This window comes from Sharpea azabuensis DSM 18934, from assembly GCF_000702165.1.
Lineage (GTDB): Bacteria > Bacillota_I > Bacilli_A > Erysipelotrichales > Coprobacillaceae > Sharpea > Sharpea azabuensis.
Genome location: NZ_JNKU01000027.1, coordinates 1 through 25,977, shown reverse-complemented (window position 1 = coordinate 25,977; position 25,977 = coordinate 1). Strand labels below are relative to the sequence as shown.

The window sequence follows — 25,977 nt, the reverse complement described above, 5'->3', positions numbered from 1 at the left end:
CATTTATATATATATATTACTATTTGATAAGGAATAACTCTCAGAAATATTGAATAGATCATATTTCTGGATTGATATTTCATTAGCTTTAACGTTGAATTATCGAAATGAAATAAAAATATTGCTGATAGAATTTCTCTTTTATATATTAATATACATAAATTCTAAACACAAGCCTATTATTATATATTGCCAATTCTTTCATTATATGAAAATTATATGTTAGTTTTGTTAATCATTTCATCTCATTGATATATTGAGGCATAAAAAACGCATAAGTTCTTGATTTGAACCTACGCGCTTCTTAAATATTAATTGTTGGAATTATGCGACTAAACCAAGCATTGGGAATACAAAGCAGACAATACCGCCAATTACGGCAAAGAGTACTGTATACTTGACTGTTGCGGAAAGGATTTTACTTTCTGCCCCGCTTAGGCCTACGGCTGCTGTACCGATTGCAATAGACTGTGGACAGATCATCTTACCAAGACCAGCTCCCATCAAGTTACCAGCTGCAAGCCATGTCTGATTTGCACCAATTGCTTCGGCTGTATGAACCTGTAAGGCACCAAATAATGCTGTTGTAGAAGTACCAGAACCTGTTACAAAACCACCGATCGTACCAATTAATGGTGAGATTAATGGGAAGTATACTCCTGTAACCGCAACTAAGATCTTTGCGATATCACCGATCATGCCACTATAACCCATGATCTTTGCGACAGCTAATACTGAACAAATTGTGATAATTGTCTTAACGTTTGTCTTAACAGTGTTACCAAGAACTTTCATCATTGTGCCAAAGCTTGCACCCTGAATAGCACCACCAATTAAACCAGCAAGCAAGATTAATACACCAGGTGTATTGATCCAGTAGAATGTCAATGTTGCAGGTTTCTTACCAGCATAGAACTGAATAGGACTATTGATTGAAGCAAGTGGATCATGAATGAATGGTACAATCTTAGAAGTACCAAGTAAGAAGATGAAGACAAAGATGAATGGAGACCAGCTCTTGAATGCTTCACCAAATGTTAAGCCTTCTAAGCCATTTCCAGCATCTTCGACCTGGAATTCATCAATCTTTTTCATTGGTAATTTGAATGCACAAAGAATCATCACTAACATTGATACAATGGCACCAATAATATCAGCTAAGTCTGGTCCAATGAACGTTGCAGTTAAGTATTCAGGAATAATGAAAGCTAAATCAGCGATAATAGTAAATGGAATTAAGCCTTTTAATGCCTTTGTTCCCTGACCGATAATAATAACGGCAACAAAAGGAATAATGAACTGAACAACAATCTGAATAAGTGCTGTATAGCTAGCGATATGTACGACGTTTAAGCCAGTGATATTAGCCATTGTATTAACTGGGACACCAACTGAACCAAAGGCTGTAGGTGTAGAGTTAATAACTAAGCATGAAACTACGGCGAGTAATGGATTAAATCCAAGACCTACTAAGATACCTGCAGGAATGGCAACTGCTGTACCAAAGCCAGCCATACCTTCCATGAAGTTACCAAAACCAAAGGCGATTAAAAGCATTAAGACACGCTTGTCAGTAGATACTGAAGCAAGCATTGCTTTAATCTTTTCCATTGCGCCTGTTTCAACAGTAAGGTTATATACGAATAATGCGGCTAAAATAACGATAATGATAGGCCATAATGCATTAGCGATACCTTCAGCTGCAGCTGTTGCTGCAAAGACAAAAGGCATTTTCCAGAATGCCATAGCTTCAATAAATGTTACCACAAGTGCAATTAAACAAGCTTTCCAGCCTGCCATCTTTAAGACACTCATTGCAACAATTAACCAAATAATTGGTGCTAAGGCAAGAATGAACATTAAAAATGAATTCATAAATTTTCCCCTTTTAATCGTGTTTTACGAACGCATTGTAATACGTTGGGAGATATAAATAAAGTCTCTTTTTTGAAAATTTCCAAATTCCATCAAAGTAATCGCTAACATTAATTCTTTTGCAAGACAAAAGAGGACAAAAAGTCCTCTTCTAGCTATTGAGTAAATCTGACAGGGATGTATCTTTCATCATGGTATTAGCACTATAGAGGAACAGATACTGGTTGATGTCATAGTTCTCAATAAGTTTATTGATATCATCATTATAGTATCTTGGATCAACCATAATGATTTTCTGATAATAAGGATATAGGAATGGGACAAAGCTATTCGCATAAGAATCTTTGAAGATAAGAAGGTTCTTATGGTTGTTATTTGTCGTATTGATTTCGACAACTGGATGGTTACCGCCCTCAAAGAGCGTATATTGGTCTTTTGTTTTGAGCTGCTTTGTTTCATAAAGTGAAGTTGTCTTTTTGTTTTCAATGACATAGTTGACATAGTACTTCACTTTAGTTTCTGGTTCATAGACATGTATTTCATCGCTATGGGTATGGTCACCACTCTCGCTAGCTAGTGTTCCTTCAAAGCTATCAGTGACAAGATATTTCTTGTATTTTGTGATTGGCTTTTCAATACCTAGCTTGTTAGCAACACTTAAAAATTCACGATAAGCCCCATATGTTGTCCAATGGTGATCAGTCTTGTAATAAAGATAATCATTTTTATATATCTTTAATCCTGCAGCACTATCAATGATCTGAATCTTTGATAATTGCTTTGTGAAATCATGAATGTCTTGAATACCATCACGCATTGGGGCTCCAAAAGGCAGGAGGGCTGGGTTAATTGTACCTGATGATGGGATAATCATCATTGAGATATTCTCATGGGATGATGTGAATTTATTGATTGCTTGAACAGTATTGTTCAAGGCTTTCTTGTTTGGTGTTTCATTCTTTGCAAGAAGATAGCCTTTATGACCAAGATAGACACCTGCCGATTCACGCTTTCCTTCAATCTTATCAACCCTGACTTTTAACTTCATGAACTGGTCACGGAAGAGGAACTGATCAGATAAATAGTCATCTAGCTGGGAAAAGAAATGTCCACTTGTAATTGATGTTGTTGTTAGTTCAGGAAATTGCGTAAGGGTACGGTTTTCCTGCTCGGACATTTTCTTATCTGGCATAATCAAGCCAGCAATCAAAAAAAAGACAATAATCACATAAAAAATTGTGATAATAATTCTTTGAAATCTTTTCAACATAACAATAACCACCTTAGAATGCAAAATAGAGGAATGATGAATATGTAGAACCAATCATATAAGCAATACATATAATCAAGAGAATAACCTGGAAAATAAGATGGAATATCATTCTCTTCTTATTCATCATGAAAATTTTCTTATAGCCATTAATTATTACTGGCATACAACACAATATTCCGGCAATCACAATCAGGCCATTTCCTAATAAATAGTAAATCGTCTGACGAGAAATAAAGCCACTTGCATGAATACCTAGTAAACGTCCTGTTAAGCCAAAGGCATCACTGATTGTTGGCGAGAAGAAGAAAATCCAGCCAATAAAGACAATAATGTTCGTTAGGGCAACTTGTAAGCCTGGTTTGATGCGTTGATGGAGATCATGGAAGAAGTACTTCTCACCAATGACAAAGAAGCCATGATAAAGTCCCCAGATGATAAAGCCTAATGTATTACCATGCCAGATACCAGTTAAAAGCCAAACGACGAGCAAATTCATAATATGTCGCTTTGTATCCACACGATTACCGCCTAGTGGAATATAGACATAATCTCTAAACCATGCCCCTAGACTGATATGCCATCGACGCCAGAACTCACTGATACTGTGACTTGTATATGGTTCATCGAAGTTCTTGCCAAAATTGAAGCCAAAGATGCTTGCTAGGCCAATGGCCATATCCGAATAACCTGAGAAATCAAAGTATAGCTGCAATCCATAGCTGATGACAGTGAAATAGCTGCCAACAACAGTATCAGTCTGTGCAAATGAGCTATAAGCCATTCCAAGCTGATCGGCTAACAAGACTTTCTTGAATAAGCCAAGCATGAAAAGCTGTGTTCCTTCAACAACACCTCTTCTTGTCACAATACGGTTAGCAAGCTGATTTTTAAAATCATGGAACTGTATAATTGGCCCAGAAATCACTTTTGGGAAGAAGCTCACATAAAGCAAATAATTCAAAATATTATTTTCTGCTCCACATTTACCATAATAGACATCAAAGATATAAGAAAGAACAGAGAAAGTATAGAAAGATATCCCTAAAGGCATGCTCATTAAACCTGCATATTTAAAGAATGCCAATAAGCCAATATGAGCAATGATTGTTGTTATAAAGACAATCTTATTCTCTTTGTCTTTATTTTCTTTCTGCAAATTCTCTATTTCTATTGCTGAAAGATAACTGAAGAGGGCACTAAAGAGAATAAAGATTAAGTTTTTTGTATCCCCCCAACAATAGAAGATAAATGAAGTAATTAATAATGTATACTGACGATATTTTTTAGGTGTTAAGAAGAAGAGTAAGAGGGTTACTGGAAAGAAGAAAAAGAGGAATGTAATTGTATTAAATGCCATATATTCTCCTCCTACAATGCCTTCCTAAAAGCATCATCAATGACTGAAGCCTTGCCATCAACAACATATAATATGTAATTTGGCTGAACATCAATAATACTTTTATTTAATAAATCAGTCTGGGCTGCCCCATACCCTTTAAAGGTATTGAGCTGGGTCTTCTTTCTTTCCTCAATCGCATTTTTTACATCATTTGCCTGACTCTTATCCTTAAGCTTAACGACAAGAATCTCTTCGGCATTCATTGTACTACTAGGCTGATAGAGTAATACACCTTCATAATCTGCTGGATTAAGCTTATAAAGTCTTTTAACAGCCTGGTTATTTCCTAGCTGGGTATTCTTATTTTGGTATTTCGCAATGACTTTGCGCATTGTCTCAAAGCTTGTCTGACTAGGTGTTGCCCCCTTGACAGTTAAACCAATGTAAACAGCTATGAAAACAACCAATAAAATTCTTAATGTTCTCGTAATCTTAATACTCATCACTTATCCTCCATATACACTACTTAATAGGCGATAAGCCCAGTATTTATAAAAGCTACTCTTGAAATGAATGCCATCCTGTTCATATTCTTCAGGATATTGTTTTGCAAGACTATCAAGATCAACATATTTATAACCATTCTTCTTGCACATTGCCTTGAGCTTTGCATTATAAGCAGGGATATTCTTATAGTTAGCCTGCTTATTAATAGCCTTACTATTAACAGGAATGATGGAATTTACATAAATAGTAGCATCCGGCGCTGCCTTTTTAATCTTTTCACAATAGGACTGATAAACTTCAATATATTTATCCTGATTATAATAAGCGGGAATACTTAAGTCATTGACACCATAACTAATAAAGACATACTTAGGACTAATATTCTTGATTGTTCCTAAATAATCATCAACCTTGGTAATTCTTGTCCCCTTTTTAGCGAGGACATTCGTTTCAGGCAAGAAGAGCTTAAATGTCTCCACCCTGCTATCACCAATAAGCACATAGTTCTTAAACGCGCCCCATAGCTTATCCTTATTTTTCGCATAATCTTTAAGGGCCTGTTTCCCAAGGGCTAATTCATCACTTTCATTTTGTTTATCTATCGTATTCTTAATACTTGATAATGATTGATCATCTAACTTTTTTAAATAAGCCCGTCCCCTGCTTATTTCCTGTTGTAGCTTGTAGTACTCTACGCCTTTGTAGGTTGCAAGTCCAGCTAGAAGTAAAGCTATAACAGCTAAGATAATCTTTGTTTGTTTTGTCAGTTTTGCTTTCTTCATATTCATCATTTTTCCTTTTTAGCTATTATACACTGAAAATACAAAAAGAGACACAAAAGTGTCTCATATGCAAATAGATTTTCCACGCATAATATGATCATTATAATATTAATTCCAATGAATATAAAATAATTTGCTGCTTTCCCAAATAGCAATCTATTCGCATGTCTATAATACCATACTTTAGTTGAAAATAAAATTTTAATTCATCAAAACCACAGCAAAAAGTAACTACTTACAATTAACAGAATCACTTTAAAAAAAAGACAATGACGACATTTGTCATCATTGTCTAGATACTACATTATTCCTGAACGATATATACAAACTTTGTTGTATAATTAGCGTCCTTGTTTGTAGCTGTATAAGTATACTCATCAGCATACTTTGTTAACTGTTTAGCTGTATCACTATCACCATTTAATGTATCAGCAAGTTCAGTTAACTTATCAATACCAGCGATAACGCTAGAATATATTAGTATTAGTCAATTTATCATGGATTTTATAACACCGCTAATAAGCAGTGATTCACCATTTGCAAAATATGTAAACCATAATCAATTATTTAAAATCATTGAGACAAAATTCATATAAAGATTGTTACGAAGTTCTATGCTAAAAGATTGCAATCAATTAAAATCCTTTCCACAATTTCCCAAACAGATAACGAAGGGTTTTCTCTGTAATACGTAAATCCTCTATATTCTTGTAGAATATACCCCTTTTTTAAATTTTGATTCATGATGTCTTTGCTTCTTTGAACCGCATTCCGTACATCCTCAATTGTTAACTGCGCTAAACACTTTTTGAAATTATTCTCATGTTTGTAATCATTCATGCTTGAATATTTTTCGCCAAATGCACGATTAATGAAGGATAAATAATTATTTCGATGCGAAAGAGTACCAGAGCAATCAATCTTATGCAGCAAAATCCATAAATCAAAGGTGAAATTACTATATCCAAAACGATACGTAATCTGTTTACCTAAATTGCTAGCTTTTTTCATTGAATCCATAGTTTTCTTAAACTGATTTTCATGAAATTCTTCATTGCTTTCGTAATCAGAAATATGAAATATTATGGTTTTTTGTGTAATCATCAATTTCTTAGCCCTTTTAAGAGGATCCTTTTCAACTTTTATGTCAAAAGATACTTTATGCGTGGATTTTTCATTATTATTAATTTCATTACTTAGCCAATTAAAATACCATTGTTCTGTTTGTCCTTCTACGCTGAAATAATATTTCTTAGTTGATTTTCTACTAGCCATAATTAATCATCCTCTAACATGATATCTTCAAATAACGGTGAGAAATCAATGTCTTTAATAGCTCCATACTGACTTACAAAATAGTTTTTCATATAGTCATCCCCTTTGCGAACACCTTTTTCTCCTGTTGTACCAAAATCAGATAATGAATAAATCTCACTTAAATGTGTTTCATCATTCTTCTCTACGAATTTAATTTCATCTCTTCTAAAAATATTCGCATTTAAGAAGATAGGATTATGTGTATTAAAAATGAGCTGAGCTTTCTTTTTATTTATTTCATCATTATGAAAAACACTAATTATACTCATCAATGCCATTGGATGAATAGAAGCATCAAATTCATCAATCACTAAAGTACCTCCTGTGTATATCGCTTGTACTACGAGAGGAAATAAATTAATGAAACGGATTGTCCCATAAGATTCAAACACATCCGCAAGGATAGCCTGAATTTTCTGATCATTTGTTTTAAAAATCGAACATAGTTTTGTTTTTCCATCTTCTCCATTTTGAACATAAGCTAAATCATTTGAATTAATTCCAAATATTTTTGCAGCTTCATTCATTGTTTTTTCTACATAAATCGTATTTTTATCAGGATTAGAAAAACGTCTAATTAATTGTATGGAATTAGCGCTATATATAACCATAAGTTTATTAGTGAACCAGTCAATTATTTTTTTTGAGAGTACTTGTGAAATGATACTTTTAAAACCATTAGCAAGGAATAATTCATCTTTGACTAAACTTTGATTTATTACAAATTGTATTGTTTCATTTTTTATAATTTCCTTTGCTACATATTCTTTAAATCTCTTTAAGTTTCCAAGAGTCACCTGATCAGTTCTATCAAAGATAAGTTCATCATTAATTACTAACCTTTCATATTCTATAGTTCTATCATAGGTATTGTCTAAAAATTGTCCTAGTAAAACACTTAATTCATACGTAAACTTCAAGCCATCTTCCAAAAAAGAAATCTTGAACAGCACAGGACATACTTCTTTACAGCGATTATTCGGTATTAATTCTAAATGATACGCTGCTTGATTAGGCGAGTCCTGTTCTTCGCTATTGCGAATATTTCCACGTAAAATAATCGCTCTGAGCGTATCCATAGCACCAATAATATTTGTTTTGCCTGATGCATTAGGACCATAGATGACTGACGAACATAATGATTTCACATTCTTACGCTTCACTTTTTCTTGAAAGACACTATAGTCTAAACCGTGTTGTTTAGGGGCAGGTACCATTGAAAATAAAGCACGATGTTGAAAAGATTTATAGTTTTCTACCTCAAATTCTAAAAGCATATCATTCTACCTCCTCACTTCAGTATAATATCATATTTCCTTATTTTTCACCATATTTTTGATTCATTTTACATTTATTTCGCAAAATAGATTTATCAATAAAAAACAAAAAAAACAATGACGACATATGTCATCATTGTCTAGATACTACATTATTCCTGAACGATATATACAAACTTTGTTGTATAATTAGCGTCCTTGTTTGTAGCTGTATAAGTATATTCATCAGCATACTTTGTTAACTGTTTAGCTGTATCACTATCACCATTTAATGTATCAGCAAGTTCAGTTAACTTATCAATACCAGTCGTCTTGTATTCAGACATACCGCTTGCTAACTTATCAGCACCAGTTGATAACTGAGCACTACCATTAACAATCTGAGTAAATGCACTTGTTAACTGAGAAACACCACCGGCTAATTTATCAACGCCTTCAGTATATTCCTTCGTACCAGCATTTAACTTAGAAGAACCACTTACTAATGCAGAAATACCATTTGTAAGTGTTGGTAATTTGTCGACAGCAGTATCTAAGCCACTAGATAACTGACTTGATCCAGCATATAGCTTATTCAATCCATCACTTAATGATGTAATACCATTTACTAACTTATCAATATCACCAGTCTGTGATGCAACACTATCAATTGTTTCAAAGATTGTTTTTCCATCAATCTTGTTGTTAGGATCCGCATTCAATGCAGTTACAATCTGAGCACCCTTTGAAGTAGGCTTAGTACCATTCTTATAAGCTGTATAAGCAGCTGCTACTTCTTTAGCTAATGCCTTTGAATCAGTAGTTAATAGATATGCAGCTACCGTACCTTCCTGGCTTGTCTTTAAGCCGGTTGCAGTCTTATTAGCGACATCCTTAAGATCAGCGACATTTGCATTACTGCCCTGTTGAGTTGCACCAGCATTAAGTGAAGCTTCTACACTATCTTTAACCTTTTTTAATGTCGCTAATGCTGTTGCAACTGCTGTGCTGCCAGCAATATCCGCAGATTGTTTTAAAACAGTTAATTGTGTAGCTTGATTTTTTGCATCATTAGCTGTCTTTTCAAGTTGTTCTGCTTTAGCTTTATATGTTGCGGCATTGGCAGCATCGCCCTCCTGGGCATACTTAGCTGCGGCATCGGCAGCCTGCTTAGCGCCTGCAGCAGCCTGTGTAGCACCATTAGTTGCCTGTTTGATTAATGTATCTAATGCTTCATAAGTTAAACCAGCAGGTGCTTTACCTTCTTTAATAGCTGTTGCAATAACTGTATCTCTTGCTTCTTTAGCAGTTTTGTCTTTAAGACCACCAGCATTGTTATTGATAGCAGCAATATTTGTATTAAGAGCCTGAACCTGAGCTTTTAAAGCCATATTAGCACCTGTAGCACCAGCAGCATTCTGAATAGCTGACATTAATTTAGCATTGCTAGCAGCTGTGCCATCTTCATTTGTAGCTAATTGCTTATTCATTGTTTCATAGTATTTTGCCCCAGCACTAGCCTGCATACCATAAGCAACCTGCGTAAATGCTGCCTGTGTTAACTGTGTTTTCATTGAAGAAAGTTTGCCTTTACCAGCATTCATTTCATCAGTACCAGCCTTGGCCTGAGCAAGACCTTTTGTAAGTTCATCACTACCTGTTGCCGCTTTCTTTAAGCCATCAACAAGTGCACCTGATCCACTAGAAAGAGTACCTAAGCCACTTGCTAGCTGACTAGCACCATCTCTTAAGCTCTTAGAGTTCTTAGTCAATAAACCAGCCCCTGAATTAGCAGTTACTAAGCCAGAATTAAATGTCTTTGTACCATCACTTAGTGTTTTAGCACCTTTTGATAAGTCCGATGTACCAGTAACTAACTGGTTAGTCGCATCTTTAAGTTTGTTGAGGTCATCAAATGAACCATCAATCTTATCAAACATATTATTGATATCATCCGCAGTTGCAAGTTTAGGTGTGGCAACAGAATAGAATGATTTAATATCTAAATCTGTTGTATCAAATTCAATCTTGATTTCATCAAAACTCTTTAACTGATCTATGTTTAATGATTCATATAAACCAGGTGCTGCAACACCTACGATAATGTTATTTTCACCATTATTAACGACTTTACCATTGTTGATTGTGACATTCTTGTTGTTGTCAGAATTAAGTGTTGTAGCTAAGGCAATAGTAAATGGTGTATAGAGTGTTTTACCATTATAGTCATGTTTATCATTATTTGTATATTTGAATGAGATTTCTACATGTCCCTTCTTGCCTGAAGCATCTTTAGGACTAATTTCCTGTCCATCGAGTTTATATGATGTCTCAACAGTAATAGGTAACTGTCTTGTTGTCTTACCCTGATAGAAGATATCATTACCTTTACTCTTCCAAGTTAAATCATTACCATCTTTCTTATACTTTTCATCACCAGAAATATTCTTGATATTTGATAAGTCAGAATGATCTTTGATTTCTTCTTTCTTAGAACTCTTTAATTGTTCTGAAACAACCTGATAAGTGACATTGCCATCACCATCTACTTTTGTATATACAGTTTCATCTTTATCATAAGCTGCTACTGGTACAACATTCATCATTGTTGCTGCAACAGTAAGGGGAATAGCTTTCTTTAATACATTTTTCTTCATCCTACTTAGCCTCCTTTAAGCCTTTAAATCCAAATGAAGTATGAATAATAATCTTATCGAATAATAAGAGTAATGCAGGAACTACAAAGATAACAGTAACCATAGAGATCAATGCACCACGTGAAAGCATGATACAAATAGCTGAAATCATATCCATATCAGAGTAGAAACCAACACCAATAGTTGCGGCAAAGAAACATAAGGCTGATACAAAGATTGAACTTACTGAAGCCGTCATCGCCGTTCTTACTGACTGGAACTTATCTTCACCTGATTTTCTGACTTCAAGATACTTTGTACTCATTAATACGGCATAGTCGATTGTTGCACCTAACTGAATTGTACCAATGACAATACCAGCAACGAATGGAATCTGATCCCCCATATAGAATGGAACAGCTGTATTACAGAAAATCGCAAATTCAATCGCAATAACAAGAATAACTGGTAAAGAGAAACTCTTTAATACCAATGCCAAGATCACAAATACTGCAATAATAGATGCTGTATTGACGTTCTTAAAGTCCACATCGGCAATACTTACCATATCTCTCATTAATGGTCCTTCACCTGCGACAATTGCTTTCTTGTCATAGCTCTTAGCAATCTTATTAACAGTCTTGATCTGACTATTTAATTCATCAGTCGCAACACCATATTTAGAAGAAATCAAGATAATCTGATGTTTACCATCATCAATCATATCTCTTAAATCATCAGATAAGACATCTTCACTAATACCAGCACTTGATAACTTGGCATAGCTCATTGTTGTATCAATGCCCTTAACCTTTTCTATTTCCTTCACCATCTTATTTGTCTTTGAAGGACGTAAGTCACTATCTACAAGAATGAAATATGGTGAAACAATATCAAACTTATTCTTTAATTCATCATTAGCCTGAACACCAGGGAGTCTCTTAGGCAATCCGGCAGTTAAGTTATAGTAGCTTTGTGTTCTGCTTTGTCCATAGTAAGCAGGCACCATACATATTAAGAATACCACAAAGATAATCTTGTAATATTTCATGACGAAGTTCTTCACGCCCTTGAAGTTAGGCAACACATTCTTATGTGAAGTCTTCACAATAATAGGATCGCATACAAGAATAAGTGCAGGGAATAATGTTACTACAGTAATAACCCCAAAGACAACACCCTTGGCCATAACGATACCAATATCGGCACCAAGCTTTAAGGACATTGTACAAAGAGCTAAGAACCCAGCAATAGTTGTTGTTGAAGAACCAATAACAGAAATCATTGTTTCAGCAATTGCTTCTTCCATAGCTTCCTTCTTATCTTCTTTCTGAGTCTTCCAATATTCATATTTATGATATAAGAAGATAGAGAAGTCAGTTGTGACACCTAACTGAAGGACGGCAGCAATAGCCTGTGTAATATAGGAAATCTGACCTAAGAAATAGTTAGAACCCATATTAAAGAGAATCGCAACACCAATATTACCTAATAATAATACTGGTACAAAGAATGAATCCAAGGCAATCTGTAACACAATCATACAGAGAATAACGGCAATAATGACATAGGCGATAACTTCGCTTTGCGCCATCTGGGCTGTATCAAGTGTTGTTGCTGACATACCTGATACTTTGATATTCTTTTTCAAATCACGTATTTTCTGTACTGCTTCAAGTGTTTTATCATCAGATGTAGAATTCTTGAATGTTACAACAATCAAGTTACTATCATCCTTCTTAACCTTAGAAGCCACATTATCTGGTAACATTTCTATTGGAATAGAGTAACCAATAATATCATAGACAGATCCCACACGGTTAACAGAGTCAACCTTCTTAATTTCTTTTTCTAATTGTAAGATCTGCTTCGCATTCATATTTTCTGTAATGACAACAGAGAATGCCCCTTGTTTAAAGTCATCTGTCAGGATATCTTCACCCTTCATTGTTTCAACATCCTTAGGCAGATATGTAATAAGGTCATAGTTGATCTTCGTATTGAAATAACCAAATACTGATGGTATCAACAGCAATAAGCTCACTACGATGATCACCCATCTGCCTTTCGTTACAGCATGGCAGAATCGCTTCATATTTATTCCTCCCTACCAAAATGACCGATGGTCACCTTTAATTTACATGGCTATACTATACCAAAACTGACTTATAGTCAATTATTTTTATAATAAAATTGACTTTGGTCATTTTTTGTCATATCATACAAATGAAATGAAATAAAAAGGAGGTGTGCGTGTATGGAAGTCTTAAAAGAGATCAAAAGCAAGATTGAACAAAATAAAGAAGAAAAACGTACAAAACTACTCGAAAATGCTTACGAGCTTTTTGAAACAAAAGGCTTCAAGAAAACCTCTATTCAGGACATAGTCGATAAAGCTGGTGTTGCGAAAGGGACTTTCTATCTCTATTTTAAGAATAAGGAAGATATTCGAAATCACTTAGTTGCAGAGAAATCTAATAACTTATTCAAGCGTGCCATTGATGCTTTAAAGACACAGGATATTGATCAGTTTGATGAACAGATTATCTTTGTCATCAATCATGTTATTGATGATTTACAGAATGATAATGAAATCCTCTCCTTTATTAACCGCGATCTTTCATTAGGATTCTATAGTCATGAAATCAGTAAGATCTTTGATGATAATGCTTTGGGCTTATATGATTTGTTTGTAGAAGGCGTAAAGACAGTGAATAAGGGGATTGAGAATGTTGATATTGTGTTCTTTATGATTGTTGAACTCATTGGTACAACATGTTATCACTGTCTGCATGAACAGATACCTTGTGACATGGAAACCTATAAGCCATATCTCTACAAAGCTATTCGTGCCATCATCCATAGTGCATAATCTCGCCACTGCCTTATGGTAGTGGTTTTCTTATAAAGGATAATTTATAATCATAGAGCACTTCATCCCCTACTGAAATTTCAATTGTTAGATGAACCATTTTCAATCAAAGTATTGTAAATCAGCGTATTTATTTCAACCAAAAAAAGGAAAAGCGAAACGACTTTTCCTTTTTGATTACTATTGGCGTGCCTAACAAGATTTGAACTTGCAATCTTCAGTTCCGGAGACTGATGCGTTATCCGGTTACGCTATAGGCACATACCATTATTATAACGAATTCAACATCAATCATAAACTATTTTTTCTATTTTCTAACCTTATATTAACAACATTTTCTCTTCATCATCGAAACGAATTCACATTTAAATGTTTCTTCACAACAAATTCTATTACCGAAAAATGAATATTTTTTTAAAAGCGGGAATAGAATCTCAACCCTAAAATGATCATTACAAGAACTTATCATGAGAATTATGATTATCAAGGCATCCAGGTCATTGATATTCGTAGATGGTTACAGGAATAGGGTGATTTGAGGTTTAAGGTATATGCTAAAAAAGCCCTAAAAGGCTTTTCTAGCATTTTTCATTGTCTTTTTTCTTTCTTACAAAGCCTAATATCATTAATCCAATGGCAACTGGGTAGAGCACATTTAGAATATAGACAGAGAAACTTAATATGTTGTATAAGCCTAAGATAGAAATAAAGAAGCTTGATAATGTAAAGATGACTAGCCACTTCTTATAGCTAATCTTGTCATAGAGAGCATAGAAGTATTCAGAAATACTTGACAATAAGCCACAACAGACATTAAAGCAAGCAATAAAGAAGATAATTGCCACAAAGACCTGCCCTAGTCTTCCAAAACAAAGCATAACGATATAACTTAGAATATCAGCACCAGTGATATCCTTCACGCCAGAAAGGACGTTAGGATTCACTTGCATACCCATATAGGCAAGAAGCATATAGAGTATTGCCAATAATATACCGGCAATAATGCCTGATTTAATCGTTTCTTTCGCTAAGGCATTCTTGTCATGAATGCCAAAAGATTCTATATTGACCGCGATAATAAGACCAAAATTCAATCCTGCTAAACCATCCATTGTCTGATAGCCTGCTGAAAAGCCCGTTAAAAAGGGTTGTTTAAGATAACCCGTTGTAATGGGGTGATGCATGACAAATGGCATACGTATCAACACTGCTATAAATAATAGAATGATCATAGTAATGAGTATTGGCGTCATGATTTTCCCCAACAAGTCCTTAAGACGCATTGGCCTTAATGCAACAAGAAAAGCAAGAGTAAAGAAGAGGGCTGAATAAAGAAAACGCATAGCTAATAGCCCATTGCCACTCATATGTATAAAAGGCACAACAGCCATTTCAAAAGATGTACTAGCTGTTCTTGGAATAGCAATAATAGGGCCAATAATCAAACATACAAGTATTGTAAAGAGATAACCAAATTTAGGATGAATAAGGCTCCCTAAGTTAATGAGGTTACCATGCCTGGCAACAACGGCTACACCTAATATCGGCAAGATCACTGCTGTCGCTATCAGCCCAAGCATCGCTAAGGGTGTATGGGTTCCTGCCTGCATTCCAAGCATTGGTGGAAAAATGAGATTGCCTGCCCCAAAGAACATCGAGAAAAGCATAAAGCCAATCACAATGCTTTGTTTTCGTGTTAATTTCTTCAAAGATATTCTCCCTTCAAAAGCATTCTATTTCTACAAGAATCTAGACTTCATATTACACTATTTTTTATATGTGTACAGTATGATATGCAATACTTCAAAATAAACATTTTTGTTATGCAAAAAGCAGACATAGCATAAACATTCACATAAAAGAGAGACTTATTTCCTTAAAATCCCCATTTGCACAGTGGACCTATATAATGAAAAAACGTTTATGTTACAATGTCTACTTTCATTTTTCTTGATATTTTATCATGTTTTTTAATAGATTATCATTCTTTGAAGCACTTTTAACCTTACTCATTCTCTCATGATATAAGTTTAGCATAAAGCAAAAGCAATTGAGATTAACCTAATGATTCTTTCTATCTCATCATTTTCAATCCGTCCTACATTGCATCTCATGTAGAGTAATGTAGAAAAAATCCAGAGTGTTAAACTTAAAGATATGATTTTATTTGCCATTGGAACAATGACACAAAATTCAACACATAGTAGCATGACTCAAGCTCCCGTAATGAACTGCGATATAAAGAATCGTGGCTACTTTACACTATGGGAAAAACTAGCTACAAAACGTGAAGATTTTGGTCAGTTTGTGGAACTGCCAGGAAATGTCGTATTACTGTAGAAACAAGCGTGCATACTGCGATGACTACTGTCTACAAAATAACACATTTGGACCGTCCTGTTGATCCTCTGTTTGAAGGGCAATATGATATCCGTATGTTGAAAGCGGGCATTCTTACCATGTTAGTTGGGATAAATTAGAGTTGTCAGATCTACCTCCAATTAGTCCTTTGAAAATTCTCCAATTAGTCCTTTGAAAATTAAAGATACGATGAAGAATATTTTAGATAGCATTAATAGTATTGAACCTATACCAGAATGCTATCCTTGCGTTGGCAAAATAAATAATCAGACAGTAAGTCAAGGTGAGTTTTTGACTCACCTTGACTTTTCTTTATGATTTAATAAATGTAGAAATATCATTCTAATTCACAAAACAATATCTGAATATTCTTCTTGTGGCAAGTAAGTTTAACTCTAGCATTCTCATGATTCTTCAGTTTCATGTTCATCTCATCAGTATAAAGATGCAGCTCTCTCAAAACTCTTTATGGTCTTAATGGACCATAAAAATAACTTGCAGTTGCTCCACCATCAATTAGGAAAGTTGAACCAGTAATAAAGACACCTTTGTCACTCATTAATAGTTCGGCAACATTTGCAACTTCATCCGCTGTTCCTGGTCTTCCTGCCGGACATTTCGCAAACATATTCTTGTAAAATTCACCACGTGGACCATGAAATTCATCTAAAGCAAGAGGAGTCACAATGATGCCAGGAGCAATATCATTAATCCGCGCACCACGTTTTCCCCATTCTACTGACTGCGCCATGACACGTTTTTCATTACAGCGTTTGGCAAGTTGATATGCATGAAGCGTATCTCTAATATTTTCCTCTTGGAGTATTGGGAGTTGTAATAAGGCTTCAGTTGGTGTTGTGGCAAGCTGTTCATCTTCTTCTTGACTCAATGCAGGCATACGCCATCCTGACTGACTAGAAATCGTCACACCGACACCACCCTTCTTAATCACCTTTCCCACTTCTTCCAACAATACTGCCGTACCATATAAATCAACTTTGAGAATTGTTTCGATGGAAGCCTGACTAGGCGAAACACCAGCCCCATTGATAAGCATTTTAATATCACCAAATTCCTGTGCTACATGAATCATTTCTTGAATTGATTCACGAGAAGATAAATCCATTTCAAAAGGCACTACATCAAAACCTGCTTCATTCATCACCTTAGCGATGGCTTCTGAATTTTTCAAATTTTTATCTCCCATCACAATCTTCATTCCATAACCCATTCTACGAGCAATAGCCATACTGATCTGACCAGCTCCTGTTACAATCATTACATCTTTCATTTCTTAATTCCTTCCTATTCTTATATTTTCATCATTTCAATAATGTTCTTATCAATCACTTATTTCTCATCACTGATATTTTGCTTTGCCCATATTTCAATGGCTTTATATGCTTTTAAAGCATCTCCACCATGAATGGCGATAGAATTACCAAAATAAGCACCTTTACATACTTTACGTAAATCAAGTTCACTATGCCCAAGCCCACTTCCTTCATGAGTCATAAGTGCCATGACCTTCTTACCAGTAAAATCAAGTTTTTCAAGAAGGGAGAAAACTGGCATTGGGAAAGTTCCCCACCAGCATGGGCCACAGATAAATACATGATCATAAGCATCAATATCTTTTAAATATTGTTTTAATTCAGGACGGGCATGATTCTTCAATTCCTTTGCAGCTTCTTTTGTACATGTTTGATAATCTTCCGAATAATCATTGACTGGTTTTATCTCAAATAAATCGCCTCCGACTGAATCTTGAATAAACTCTGCACATATTTCACTATTACCTTTCTTTAAATCTTTTATACTCCCATTGACATAATTTTGTCCCTTCCGTGAATAATAAATAATCAAATTCTTTGCCATTACTTTTTCCTCCTTTTCTTAAGTCGACTTAAGAATAATTCAGAATTACTATTCAATCAAATCTTTATTCTTATCATATTGATTAGTTATACTTATTAATATATGATAAGAAGAGAAAAAATAGGGGATGAAATACAATGTTATTAAGACAAATAGAATACTTTCAGGCAGTCGTTGAAACAAGCAGTTTTTATCAAGCAGCAGAACAATGCCATGTATCACAATCAGCCATCTCCCAACAAATCAAAAAACTTGAAGAAGAGCTCGGAGTGAAGCTTCTTGACAGGCATAACAGGACCTTTTCTCTAACATCAGCTGGTGAACACTTTTACCGAAAAAGTCTTATCATCGTTAGTGATTTAAAACAAACGATAAGAGAAACACAAAGAATTGCAGATCAAAATCATACCGTTCTTCGTATTGGCTATTATAAAGGATACCATGGGAATGAACTTTCTGAGGCAATTGCACAGTTTTCATTAAAATATCCAACGATTGAAACAACTATCATGGCTGGTAGTCATGAAGAATTATATCGAGCTATGGAAAATGATCAGGTTGACTTAGTTTTAAATGATCAAAGAAGAGCCTTTTCTGATATGTATCATAATGAAATTCTATCTGAAAGCTATATGTATATTGAAATCTCTCATAATAATCCCTTGAGTCATCTCAAACAAATAGAAATATCAGAAATTAAGAACATGCCTTGCATCCTTGTCATTAATCAAACCGGGCGAAAAGAAGAGCAGCAATACTATGAGGATATTATTGGTATAAAGGGGGACTTTCTTTTTGCGGATTCCATGCAGGAAGCAAGACTTAAAATCATCACCGGTCAGGGTTATATGCCTGTTGATGTCATTGGTGTCCAGGATTGGTTTGATTCCACAATCGAGCGTATCCCTCTTGTCAGACAGGGTGAACCTGTCAAAAAGACCTACTGCGCCTTCTGGCATAAAAACAACTCTGGATACTATATTGAAGATTTTGCTGAAATGTTGAAAGCAATGTTTTAAAAGGCACTTGTTTAGAAATTATTTATATTTTTCTCCACTAATTCTTCATCTTTTCTTGTTAGGATTGAGTTCTAGAAAGTAGGTATGTTATGAGTATTGTTTTAGATGTTATGGCATTGAGCTTCATATATTATTTTGTATTCTTGAAAAGATGGAAACAAAGAGGTATGCGTGCCCTTCTTCTTAATACAACGATGTATATTTATATTTGTTTTGTATTTTACATTGATGCCCATGATGGCTAGTATTCCCCCATTTATTTGATCATAATGATGGATATGCTCCTATTAACCTTGTTTCCTTTATTGATGGCATCAATAAACGTGGAGATTATCTGCGCCAGATCATCCTTAATATCATTATGACTATTCCTTTTGGATTCTTCTTACCACTTGTTGGCAAGAAGATGAATCTGATCAAAACTTTATTTATAACGATGGCATTTTCTTTCAGTATTGAGTTCTTTCAGCTCTTCTCTATTGCGTATCGTGCAACAGATATAACTGATGTCATCACCAATACATTAGGTGGACTAATTGGCTATTGTCCCTATAAAGTACTTAACAGTCTCTTTGCTTCATCCACTATTTCTTATAATAAAGTGTATCAAGATTGCTTTGGCAATCTTTTTTGTTGAAGGAAAAAAGAAGAACATGTTGTCCTTCTTAGTTACCCAAATGAATAATATGCATATGGAATTCTTCTGCTATCATATGTTCAATGCGGCAGCCACGAGATTCCTCCCAGCCTGGTGCAAAGATAATAGCATCGGCATCAGATAACACAAGAATACTTTCTGATAATTGTTTAAGTCCAAATGTCTGTTCTTTTTGAATGACCGAATCTAATATTTCAATATCCTTCATATATGCATGAAGTTCCTTAACAATATCATTTCTCACTTTAACTATTTCTTCATCACTCTTATAAGCATATGGCTGTGAAATGTAAATCTTCATGGAAACCACCCCCTCATACTTTCTTAAGAAAAGTATACGCTAATTGATGACATTCCTCAATTCTCTTTCTTCACTGTGCTATAAAATAGATAATAAGGAGGTGCTGAATATGTCAAACAGAATAGAAAAGAACGTAGTCTTCATTGATAATATATTTCATTGCCTTCAAGACTACGAAAATAAAATAAAGTAAAGAACAAGCTTAACTTGATTATTTGTATACTTTAAAGTATACTACTTACAAGTATACAAATTGCGAATGAGGTGATGATTTTGATTGGTAGAAAAGAAGAATTAGAACATTTATATGAATTATATACAAGCTCTTCTTTTGAATTCTTAGTGATGTATGGGCGAAGAAGAGTGGGAAAAACAACAATACTCCAAGAATTCACCAAGAATACCAATAGCATTTTCTTTCCTGCACGAGAAAAGAATGACCCATTAAATCTAGAAGATTTCTCAAAAGTCATTCAATATCATTTTGATCATACCTTTATTGCTTCATTTCAAAGCTGGGAAGATGCATTTCATTATATTGGAACAAAAGTAACAGAAAGGACAGCCATTATTATTGATGAATTTCCTTATATTATTAATGAAAATCCTTCCGTAAAATCTATATTACAACATACCATTGATCATAGTTGGAAGAACAAAAATCTTTTTCTTATTCTTTGTGGGTCATCAGTGAGCATTATGGAAAGTGATGTCATGGGAAGAAAGAGTCCCTTGCATGATCGACAAACTTCTTCACTTGAAATTAAACCTTTCGATTATTACGAAAGCAGTCTCTTTTTCCCAAACTATTCCAACATAGATAAGTTATTAGCTTATGGGATATTAGGAGGTATTCCAAGATACTTAGAAGCTTTTGACCCAAATATCTCAATAGAACAAAATATAGCTTCTAAAATCATTAGAAATGGTGCATATCTTCACGAGGAGCCAGACAATTTGTTGAAAGCAGAATTAAGAGAAACAAATGTATATAGCAGTATTTTATCAGCCATTGCGAACGGGCGAAACAAGATAACTGATATAGCTAATTATATTCACGAGGACCGTTCCAAAGTATCCAAGTATTTGCTAACGCTACAAACATTACGATTAATTGAAAAAAGAGCTCCATGCGGTGAGTTAGAAACAAGTCGAAAATCTATCTATGTTATCAAAGATAATTTCTTTAAGTTTTGGTTCCGCTATGAATTCACAAACAACACCTATTACGCCATGTTGGGCGCTAAGCAAGCTGCTCACGAAATCATGAATGATATCAGCAATCTCATGGGTGATGCCTTTGAAGATATATGTAAAGAATATATGATTCGTCTTGCGAAAAAGAGAAAACTTCCCTTCATTCCTTATCACTTAGGTAAATGGTGGGGCACAAACCCAGCTATTAAAGCGCAGGATGATGTTGATTTATTAGCAATAGATAAAGCGGGTAAAAAAGCAATATTTGTAGAATGTAAATTCACTTCCAAGCCTATGCCCTATAATGAATATGAAGATCTTGTCATAGCCACGCGAGCCTTTAAGAATATAGAAGATAAACAACTCTGGTTTATCAGTAAATCTGGTTATTCAGACTCAGTCATTTCCCAAGCTAAAAAAGATGACACAGTTCTCTTAACTGTTGATGACCTATTCTTAGTTTAAGCACTAGCTGCTTACAATTATATTTTTAACTTTACATTCCCATATATTAATTCTTTAATATACAAATGAAAGTAGTGGTTTGTATGCTTAGTACGATACAAATAAATATTAATAATGAACTCAAAACAAAATCTGATCAGTTTTCAAAAATTTTGGAACTGATAAGTATTCCATACGTTAGCTGACGCAAAATATGGCTTTTATTTCGAAGTTACAAGAAAACCAGAGAATTCATATACTTTATATGACAGAAGAAGAGATTTTAGAGAAATTAAACAAATCTAGAGAATCAGCATCAAAAGGAAATTATGAGTCAGCTAAAGAGACCATATCAAGCCTAAAAAGCATGAATTATAGAAAAGTACTCATACAGTAATAAAAGAGATGCATACATTACATATCAGGATTCCTCAACGAGTCATACAACTCATATTGGAATCCTTTTTGCCTATATAAATATGATCATATTGACGTTAACTTGCTTTTTCGTGCAAAATTAATAATTCAAGAAACATAGTTCTTACTTAAGCATATACAAACATTAAAACTATATATGATAGCGAGCTTCACTCAGTTATATACAAATCTTATTTCAAGAAATCAATGCAATAACGAATATAATATCAATCAGAAAACATAAATCCTTCCGTATTTATGAGAGTTGTTCCTTATCAGAAAACTATATTTGTACAAAAAATAGGAATAAAAAATAATCGGATTGGCACATGCCGTGAGAAGAATTGAATGGTAGCTGGCTAACAGCGAGCTTAAGAAAGCCAAGAAGGAACAGGACAAGAGAGCTCCTGGTTCGTTTATAGTTCTTGTTGTAGTGTCATTTCGGTTCCTCCTGGTAAATTCAGAGTGCTCCTGATATTCCGAAAATAATCAGACACTCTGAAAATTCCAGGAATAAACAGAAACCCTGTTTAGACCTATTCTAACCCTAGGGCGCATTACTATCGATACACTATATTATTTGGCGCTTACATTGTTTTGCCAATCCAAAGTAAAAGCGAAGACTCATCATCTTTGCTTGTTTGCTTCCTTGTGCTGTTTAACAACTTCATTCGCTTCTTTTTCTGTACGATACAACTTTGATTCACGGACACGAGTACCAGAAGGACCGAAGTTTCCATTATTCGAAAACACAATGGTACAAAATCCTCCAGCATTACGTACAACCTTAGCTTTCTTTTCAAAGATAGAAGAAGCAATATATTAAGCAGTATCTCTTTCATTAAATTTTTGCATTTTATTCTAAATTTTCATTATTTATATTATCTAGCTTATTTTTTAGTGAAGTATCGTTTTCAGAAAATGAAATTTCAATTATTTTATTAGTGATTTGTTCAAATAGATCTTTGATTTTACTTAGAACCAGTGCATCTTTACCCACATTTTCAATTTCATCATACGTGTATGTATCTCCTAAAGAGTAATCTAATATATCATATATATCTTTCGCATTTAATGTTCGAATTTCTTTGGAAATCTTAAATTTTTCATTACCATTTACACTGATAATAAAATGGTTTTGATCTGCTTTAAAACCAATGTTTTTATTCATATATTTTTAGCCTCTTTTCAATCATTTCTTTTCCTCCGTCTAATGTATCTGCAACGATTTTTAAAATGTTTTCTCTTTTTGAATCATTTTCATATTCTAAACATCCAGATAAAGCATTAATTGTATCATTTGTTTTTGATAGATAAATAATATTATCTGCATCTAAATTAACAACCAAAAGGGGGTTATGTGTAACTAGTATTAATTGTTTTTGATTTCGATTTCTATTCAAATATACTAAAAGCTTTTCAGCAATTCTATTGTTTGAAATATTATCTTCAGGTTGATCTATCATTAATACATCCCAATCATTATCTTCGTTAGTTTGAAATCTATAATATACAAGTGACATTTCTCCCAATGTATTTCCAATAGAATCGTCTGTTGTTTCTTCTTTAATGAATGATTTTTGATCTTTTGCCCATTTTAAAAATTTATCAAAATTACTGTTCCAAATTTCATTTATTTTTTCCATTTCTTTGCATCCATATAATGCAGACTGAAATTCATTTTTAGTAGTAATGGAATATAGTGAAGAAGGATTCTTGTAATTTTTAGTAAACATCAAATCAAAAAACTTTGAACTAACATCAATATCATTATAATTAGTTTCACGTGTAAAAACATACCCGTTATACCGTTTAATTGATTTTCCAACTATAGGTTCTGGAATTTTAACTTCTTCACTTTTTGCATTATTTAATTGGACAGCATTAACTATATAACTTATAAAATCTGCCTTTTGTTTTTTATAAGTTTGTATTTCCTGATCTTCGCTAGTAGATAACAATCTAATGTTTGCATTGTATTCTTTTGTTTCTGCAATAATAATATTTTTAATTTTATTTTTTAAAGAGATATCTTTTTCTTTTTTATCAATTTTTAAATATATACTTTCTAATTGCAAAATAGAATTACGTAAAATTAATTTTTCTTCTTTAGAGTAGTAATTATTATCATATTCTGAAATGAGCAAATTAAGGATCCTAGATAACCTTTGTCTACGTTCAGTATGAAGATTGACTTCATCCGATAAATCCTCTTGCAATATTGAAATATAAAGTGTTGATGCATCTTCATAATCCAAATTAAATTTAAAATTTGTTCTTTCAAGAGAATTAATTGCTGTATGTTTTTGAATGTTTTCTTCAATTATCTTTTTTAGTTGACTAGAAAAAGCAGAATAATGCGTATCAAAATCAGAGGTGTCAATGGTGTTAAATAATTCCTCTGTTTGAAATAATTCATTATTTTGAAACTTTTCGATTAATTCTGCTTGATGTATCACCTTTAAATGTAAACTTGAAGAATTTATATTAATCTTATTTTTCTTTTTTAAACTTTTTATATACTGAGGTAAGGTTGAATCACTCAAAATGTTAAATAATGTACTTTTACCAGATCCATTTTCACCAATAATTACATTTATGCTTGGATCTAATGGAATTGAGTTTCCATTGATTTCAAACGAATTAATGTAATTAGTATCGCTTTTATCTGCTCTGTTAAATCTTGTGTTTGGAGATGTCAATCCTAATAGTAATCCTTTGAATGTTGGAAGTATTTTGCACTTTGAAAAATATGCATTACTTACCGAAGATTCTTTATCATGTTTTGGATAGTATTTCCAATCATGACAATCTGATCCGGTAATCAAAGCAATATTTGAATCAATATTTTTTAAATTATTTTTAAGTATTCCCTCAACATTCGGTTTTTGATATTCTAAAGCATTGATATACCCAATTTTTAATATTTTATAAGGATTACTTACACTTTCACTTAATGAATTATGTCCGGTGCTTTCTTTATCTAAACTACAGCGTTGATGAACAATTAGAATTGTATTCAAACCGATAGATTTAAGAATGTTTTCGAAGTCATCTTTTGTATAAAATCCATTTTTATCTTGTATCAAATTATTTTGTATTGTTTCTGATATAGATATCATATCAGCTTCTTTAGATTCTTCTTTGACATCAAAGATTGCAATTATGTGAGCTGTATCTTTGTCTGATTCGAATTTTACATCAAATTCAATTCCGTGAAGTAGATTTAAAGCGTGATATTGTTCCAAATTCAATTTGTTTATTAATTCTTTATATAAATCAATATCATATCTATTATGATCAGTTATTGAGAATAAAGAAATATTATTTTCAATCAATTTATTCAATAAGACATCAATATTATCCATTGAAGAATTATAAACTATTGAAGTGCCATCTTTGTAATTTGGCTCTTTATAAGAACTTGCATATGAATGAATATGTAAATCTAATTTAATATTATTGTTAAGTGTCAAAATTTCATCTCCTATATTTTAGTATTTTTAGTTCTTCAACAAAATAAAAAAACGGTTAATCTGATATGATCCCTGTCAAGTAGACAGAGAAAATATCCAAAACAACTACCAAGCAAGGTCAATTAGATTTGGCCTTGTTTTTTATTGTTGTGCTTGCTCCTGGTGTTTTGCTTTGCTCTTCTCAATCCTTTCCCAGAATCGTTCTATTCTTTTGTTTGGTGCAATCGGATACTGTTCCGGTGTATTTGCAGTCAGTGCTTCCTGTCTTACCTGGTACGCAGTCTTCCCTTGAAAACGTTTCTGTGGATATCTGTAGATATAGTATTCATATGTCCGGTAAATGATCTCTGCAGCTTCCTCATACGTATG

General features: G+C 33.5%; 22 protein-coding genes and 1 tRNA gene. 6 read left to right on the top strand and 17 right to left on the bottom strand.

All coding sequences use genetic code 11. From position 1 onward, the window contains the following. Positions 1 to 324: 324 nt before the first annotated feature. From T529_RS0106785 to T529_RS0106745, 9 genes are all read right to left on the bottom strand, one after another. Positions 325 to 1,875, bottom strand: coding sequence for an L-lactate permease (locus T529_RS0106785; RefSeq protein ID WP_033162859.1), 1,551 nt, complete (start codon positions 1,873 to 1,875; stop codon positions 325 to 327). A gap of 151 nt (positions 1,876 to 2,026) precedes the next feature. Further along, positions 2,027 to 3,145, bottom strand: a complete 1,119-nt coding sequence (locus tag T529_RS0106780; protein ID WP_033162858.1) for a DHHW family protein — start codon at positions 3,143 to 3,145, stop codon at positions 2,027 to 2,029. 13 nt (positions 3,146 to 3,158) lie between these two features. Then, positions 3,159 to 4,505, bottom strand: a complete 1,347-nt coding sequence (locus T529_RS0106775) for an MBOAT family O-acyltransferase (RefSeq protein WP_033162857.1) — start codon at positions 4,503 to 4,505, stop codon at positions 3,159 to 3,161. Positions 4,506 to 4,516: 11 nt separating this feature from the next. After that, positions 4,517 to 4,990 carry a DUF4358 domain-containing protein gene (locus T529_RS0106770; RefSeq protein ID WP_051646896.1) on the bottom strand — a complete coding sequence of 158 codons (474 nt, stop codon included), beginning with the start codon at positions 4,988 to 4,990 and terminating at the stop codon, positions 4,517 to 4,519. A gap of 3 nt (positions 4,991 to 4,993) precedes the next feature. Beyond that, complete coding sequence (locus T529_RS0106765) at positions 4,994 to 5,776, bottom strand: GDSL-type esterase/lipase family protein (protein ID WP_162172995.1); 783 nt, start codon at positions 5,774 to 5,776, stop codon at positions 4,994 to 4,996. A 612-nt stretch (positions 5,777 to 6,388) separates the two neighbouring features. Then, the gene (locus T529_RS0106760; RefSeq protein WP_033162854.1) at positions 6,389 to 7,051 is read right to left on the bottom strand and encodes an RloB family protein; all 663 of its coding nucleotides are present in this window, start codon (positions 7,049 to 7,051) and stop codon (positions 6,389 to 6,391) included. 2 nt (positions 7,052 to 7,053) lie between these two features. After that, on the bottom strand, positions 7,054 to 8,370 hold the full coding sequence (locus T529_RS0106755) for an AAA family ATPase (protein ID WP_033162853.1): 1,317 nt from the start codon (positions 8,368 to 8,370) through the stop codon (positions 7,054 to 7,056). Positions 8,371 to 8,522: 152 nt separating this feature from the next. After that, positions 8,523 to 11,006, bottom strand: coding sequence for a hypothetical protein (locus T529_RS0106750; RefSeq protein WP_033162852.1), 2,484 nt, complete (start codon positions 11,004 to 11,006; stop codon positions 8,523 to 8,525). A 1-nt stretch (position 11,007) separates the two neighbouring features. After that, entirely contained in the window at positions 11,008 to 13,080 is a 2,073-nt protein-coding gene (locus tag T529_RS0106745; RefSeq protein WP_033162851.1) for an efflux RND transporter permease subunit, read from the bottom strand. Positions 13,081 to 13,242: 162 nt separating this feature from the next. On the opposite strand from T529_RS0106745, the gene T529_RS0106740 reads away from it, so the two are divergent. After that, positions 13,243 to 13,857 carry a TetR/AcrR family transcriptional regulator gene (locus T529_RS0106740; RefSeq protein ID WP_033162850.1) on the top strand — a complete coding sequence of 205 codons (615 nt, stop codon included), beginning with the start codon at positions 13,243 to 13,245 and terminating at the stop codon, positions 13,855 to 13,857. 184 nt (positions 13,858 to 14,041) lie between these two features. Here T529_RS0106740 and T529_RS0106735 read toward each other — a convergent pair. Beyond that, positions 14,042 to 14,118, bottom strand: a tRNA-Arg gene (locus tag T529_RS0106735). Positions 14,119 to 14,435: 317 nt separating this feature from the next. Beyond that, on the bottom strand, positions 14,436 to 15,566 hold the full coding sequence (gene brnQ, locus T529_RS0106730) for a branched-chain amino acid transport system II carrier protein (protein ID WP_033162849.1): 1,131 nt from the start codon (positions 15,564 to 15,566) through the stop codon (positions 14,436 to 14,438). A gap of 424 nt (positions 15,567 to 15,990) precedes the next feature. Between brnQ and T529_RS13755 the strand changes: the two genes are divergently transcribed. Next, on the top strand, positions 15,991 to 16,197 hold the full coding sequence (locus T529_RS13755; protein WP_420801844.1) for an oleate hydratase: 207 nt from the start codon (positions 15,991 to 15,993) through the stop codon (positions 16,195 to 16,197). Between the two features lie 487 nt (positions 16,198 to 16,684). Here the strand turns inward: T529_RS13755 and T529_RS0106720 are convergent, their stop codons facing one another. Both T529_RS0106720 and T529_RS0106715 read right to left on the bottom strand, forming a co-directional pair. Continuing rightward, on the bottom strand, positions 16,685 to 17,509 hold the full coding sequence (locus tag T529_RS0106720) for an SDR family oxidoreductase (protein ID WP_033162847.1): 825 nt from the start codon (positions 17,507 to 17,509) through the stop codon (positions 16,685 to 16,687). Between the two features lie 59 nt (positions 17,510 to 17,568). Next, the gene (locus T529_RS0106715; RefSeq protein ID WP_033162846.1) at positions 17,569 to 18,096 is read right to left on the bottom strand and encodes a flavodoxin; all 528 of its coding nucleotides are present in this window, start codon (positions 18,094 to 18,096) and stop codon (positions 17,569 to 17,571) included. A gap of 137 nt (positions 18,097 to 18,233) precedes the next feature. On the opposite strand from T529_RS0106715, the gene T529_RS0106710 reads away from it, so the two are divergent. From T529_RS0106710 to T529_RS0106705, 3 genes are all read left to right on the top strand, one after another. Further along, on the top strand, positions 18,234 to 19,115 hold the full coding sequence (locus T529_RS0106710) for a LysR family transcriptional regulator (RefSeq protein ID WP_033162845.1): 882 nt from the start codon (positions 18,234 to 18,236) through the stop codon (positions 19,113 to 19,115). Positions 19,116 to 19,204: 89 nt separating this feature from the next. Further along, positions 19,205 to 19,360 (top strand): hypothetical protein, encoded by a 156-nt coding sequence (locus T529_RS13105; protein ID WP_156032201.1) that lies wholly within the window; start codon positions 19,205 to 19,207, stop codon positions 19,358 to 19,360. Positions 19,361 to 19,401: 41 nt separating this feature from the next. Next, positions 19,402 to 19,752, top strand: coding sequence for a VanZ family protein (locus T529_RS0106705; RefSeq protein ID WP_338010842.1), 351 nt, complete (start codon positions 19,402 to 19,404; stop codon positions 19,750 to 19,752). 28 nt (positions 19,753 to 19,780) lie between these two features. Here the strand turns inward: T529_RS0106705 and T529_RS0106700 are convergent, their stop codons facing one another. After that, positions 19,781 to 20,074 carry a DUF4406 domain-containing protein gene (locus tag T529_RS0106700; protein WP_033162844.1) on the bottom strand — a complete coding sequence of 98 codons (294 nt, stop codon included), beginning with the start codon at positions 20,072 to 20,074 and terminating at the stop codon, positions 19,781 to 19,783. A 273-nt stretch (positions 20,075 to 20,347) separates the two neighbouring features. On the opposite strand from T529_RS0106700, the gene T529_RS0106695 reads away from it, so the two are divergent. Continuing rightward, positions 20,348 to 21,736: an ATP-binding protein gene (locus T529_RS0106695; protein WP_033162868.1), complete on the top strand. Its 1,389-nt coding sequence runs from the start codon at positions 20,348 to 20,350 to the stop codon at positions 21,734 to 21,736. Positions 21,737 to 22,988: 1,252 nt separating this feature from the next. Here the strand turns inward: T529_RS0106695 and T529_RS0106680 are convergent. The 3 genes from T529_RS0106680 to T529_RS13265 form a co-directional block, all read right to left on the bottom strand. After that, complete coding sequence (locus tag T529_RS0106680) at positions 22,989 to 23,303, bottom strand: hypothetical protein (protein ID WP_033162843.1); 315 nt, start codon at positions 23,301 to 23,303, stop codon at positions 22,989 to 22,991. After that, the gene (locus tag T529_RS0106675; RefSeq protein ID WP_033162842.1) at positions 23,296 to 25,608 is read right to left on the bottom strand and encodes an ATP-binding cassette domain-containing protein; all 2,313 of its coding nucleotides are present in this window, start codon (positions 25,606 to 25,608) and stop codon (positions 23,296 to 23,298) included. The genes T529_RS0106680 and T529_RS0106675 overlap by 8 nt, the downstream gene beginning before the upstream one ends. A gap of 141 nt (positions 25,609 to 25,749) precedes the next feature. Next, a partial coding sequence (locus T529_RS13265; protein ID WP_033162841.1) for a hypothetical protein occupies positions 25,750 to 25,977 on the bottom strand: 228 nt, incomplete at its 5' end.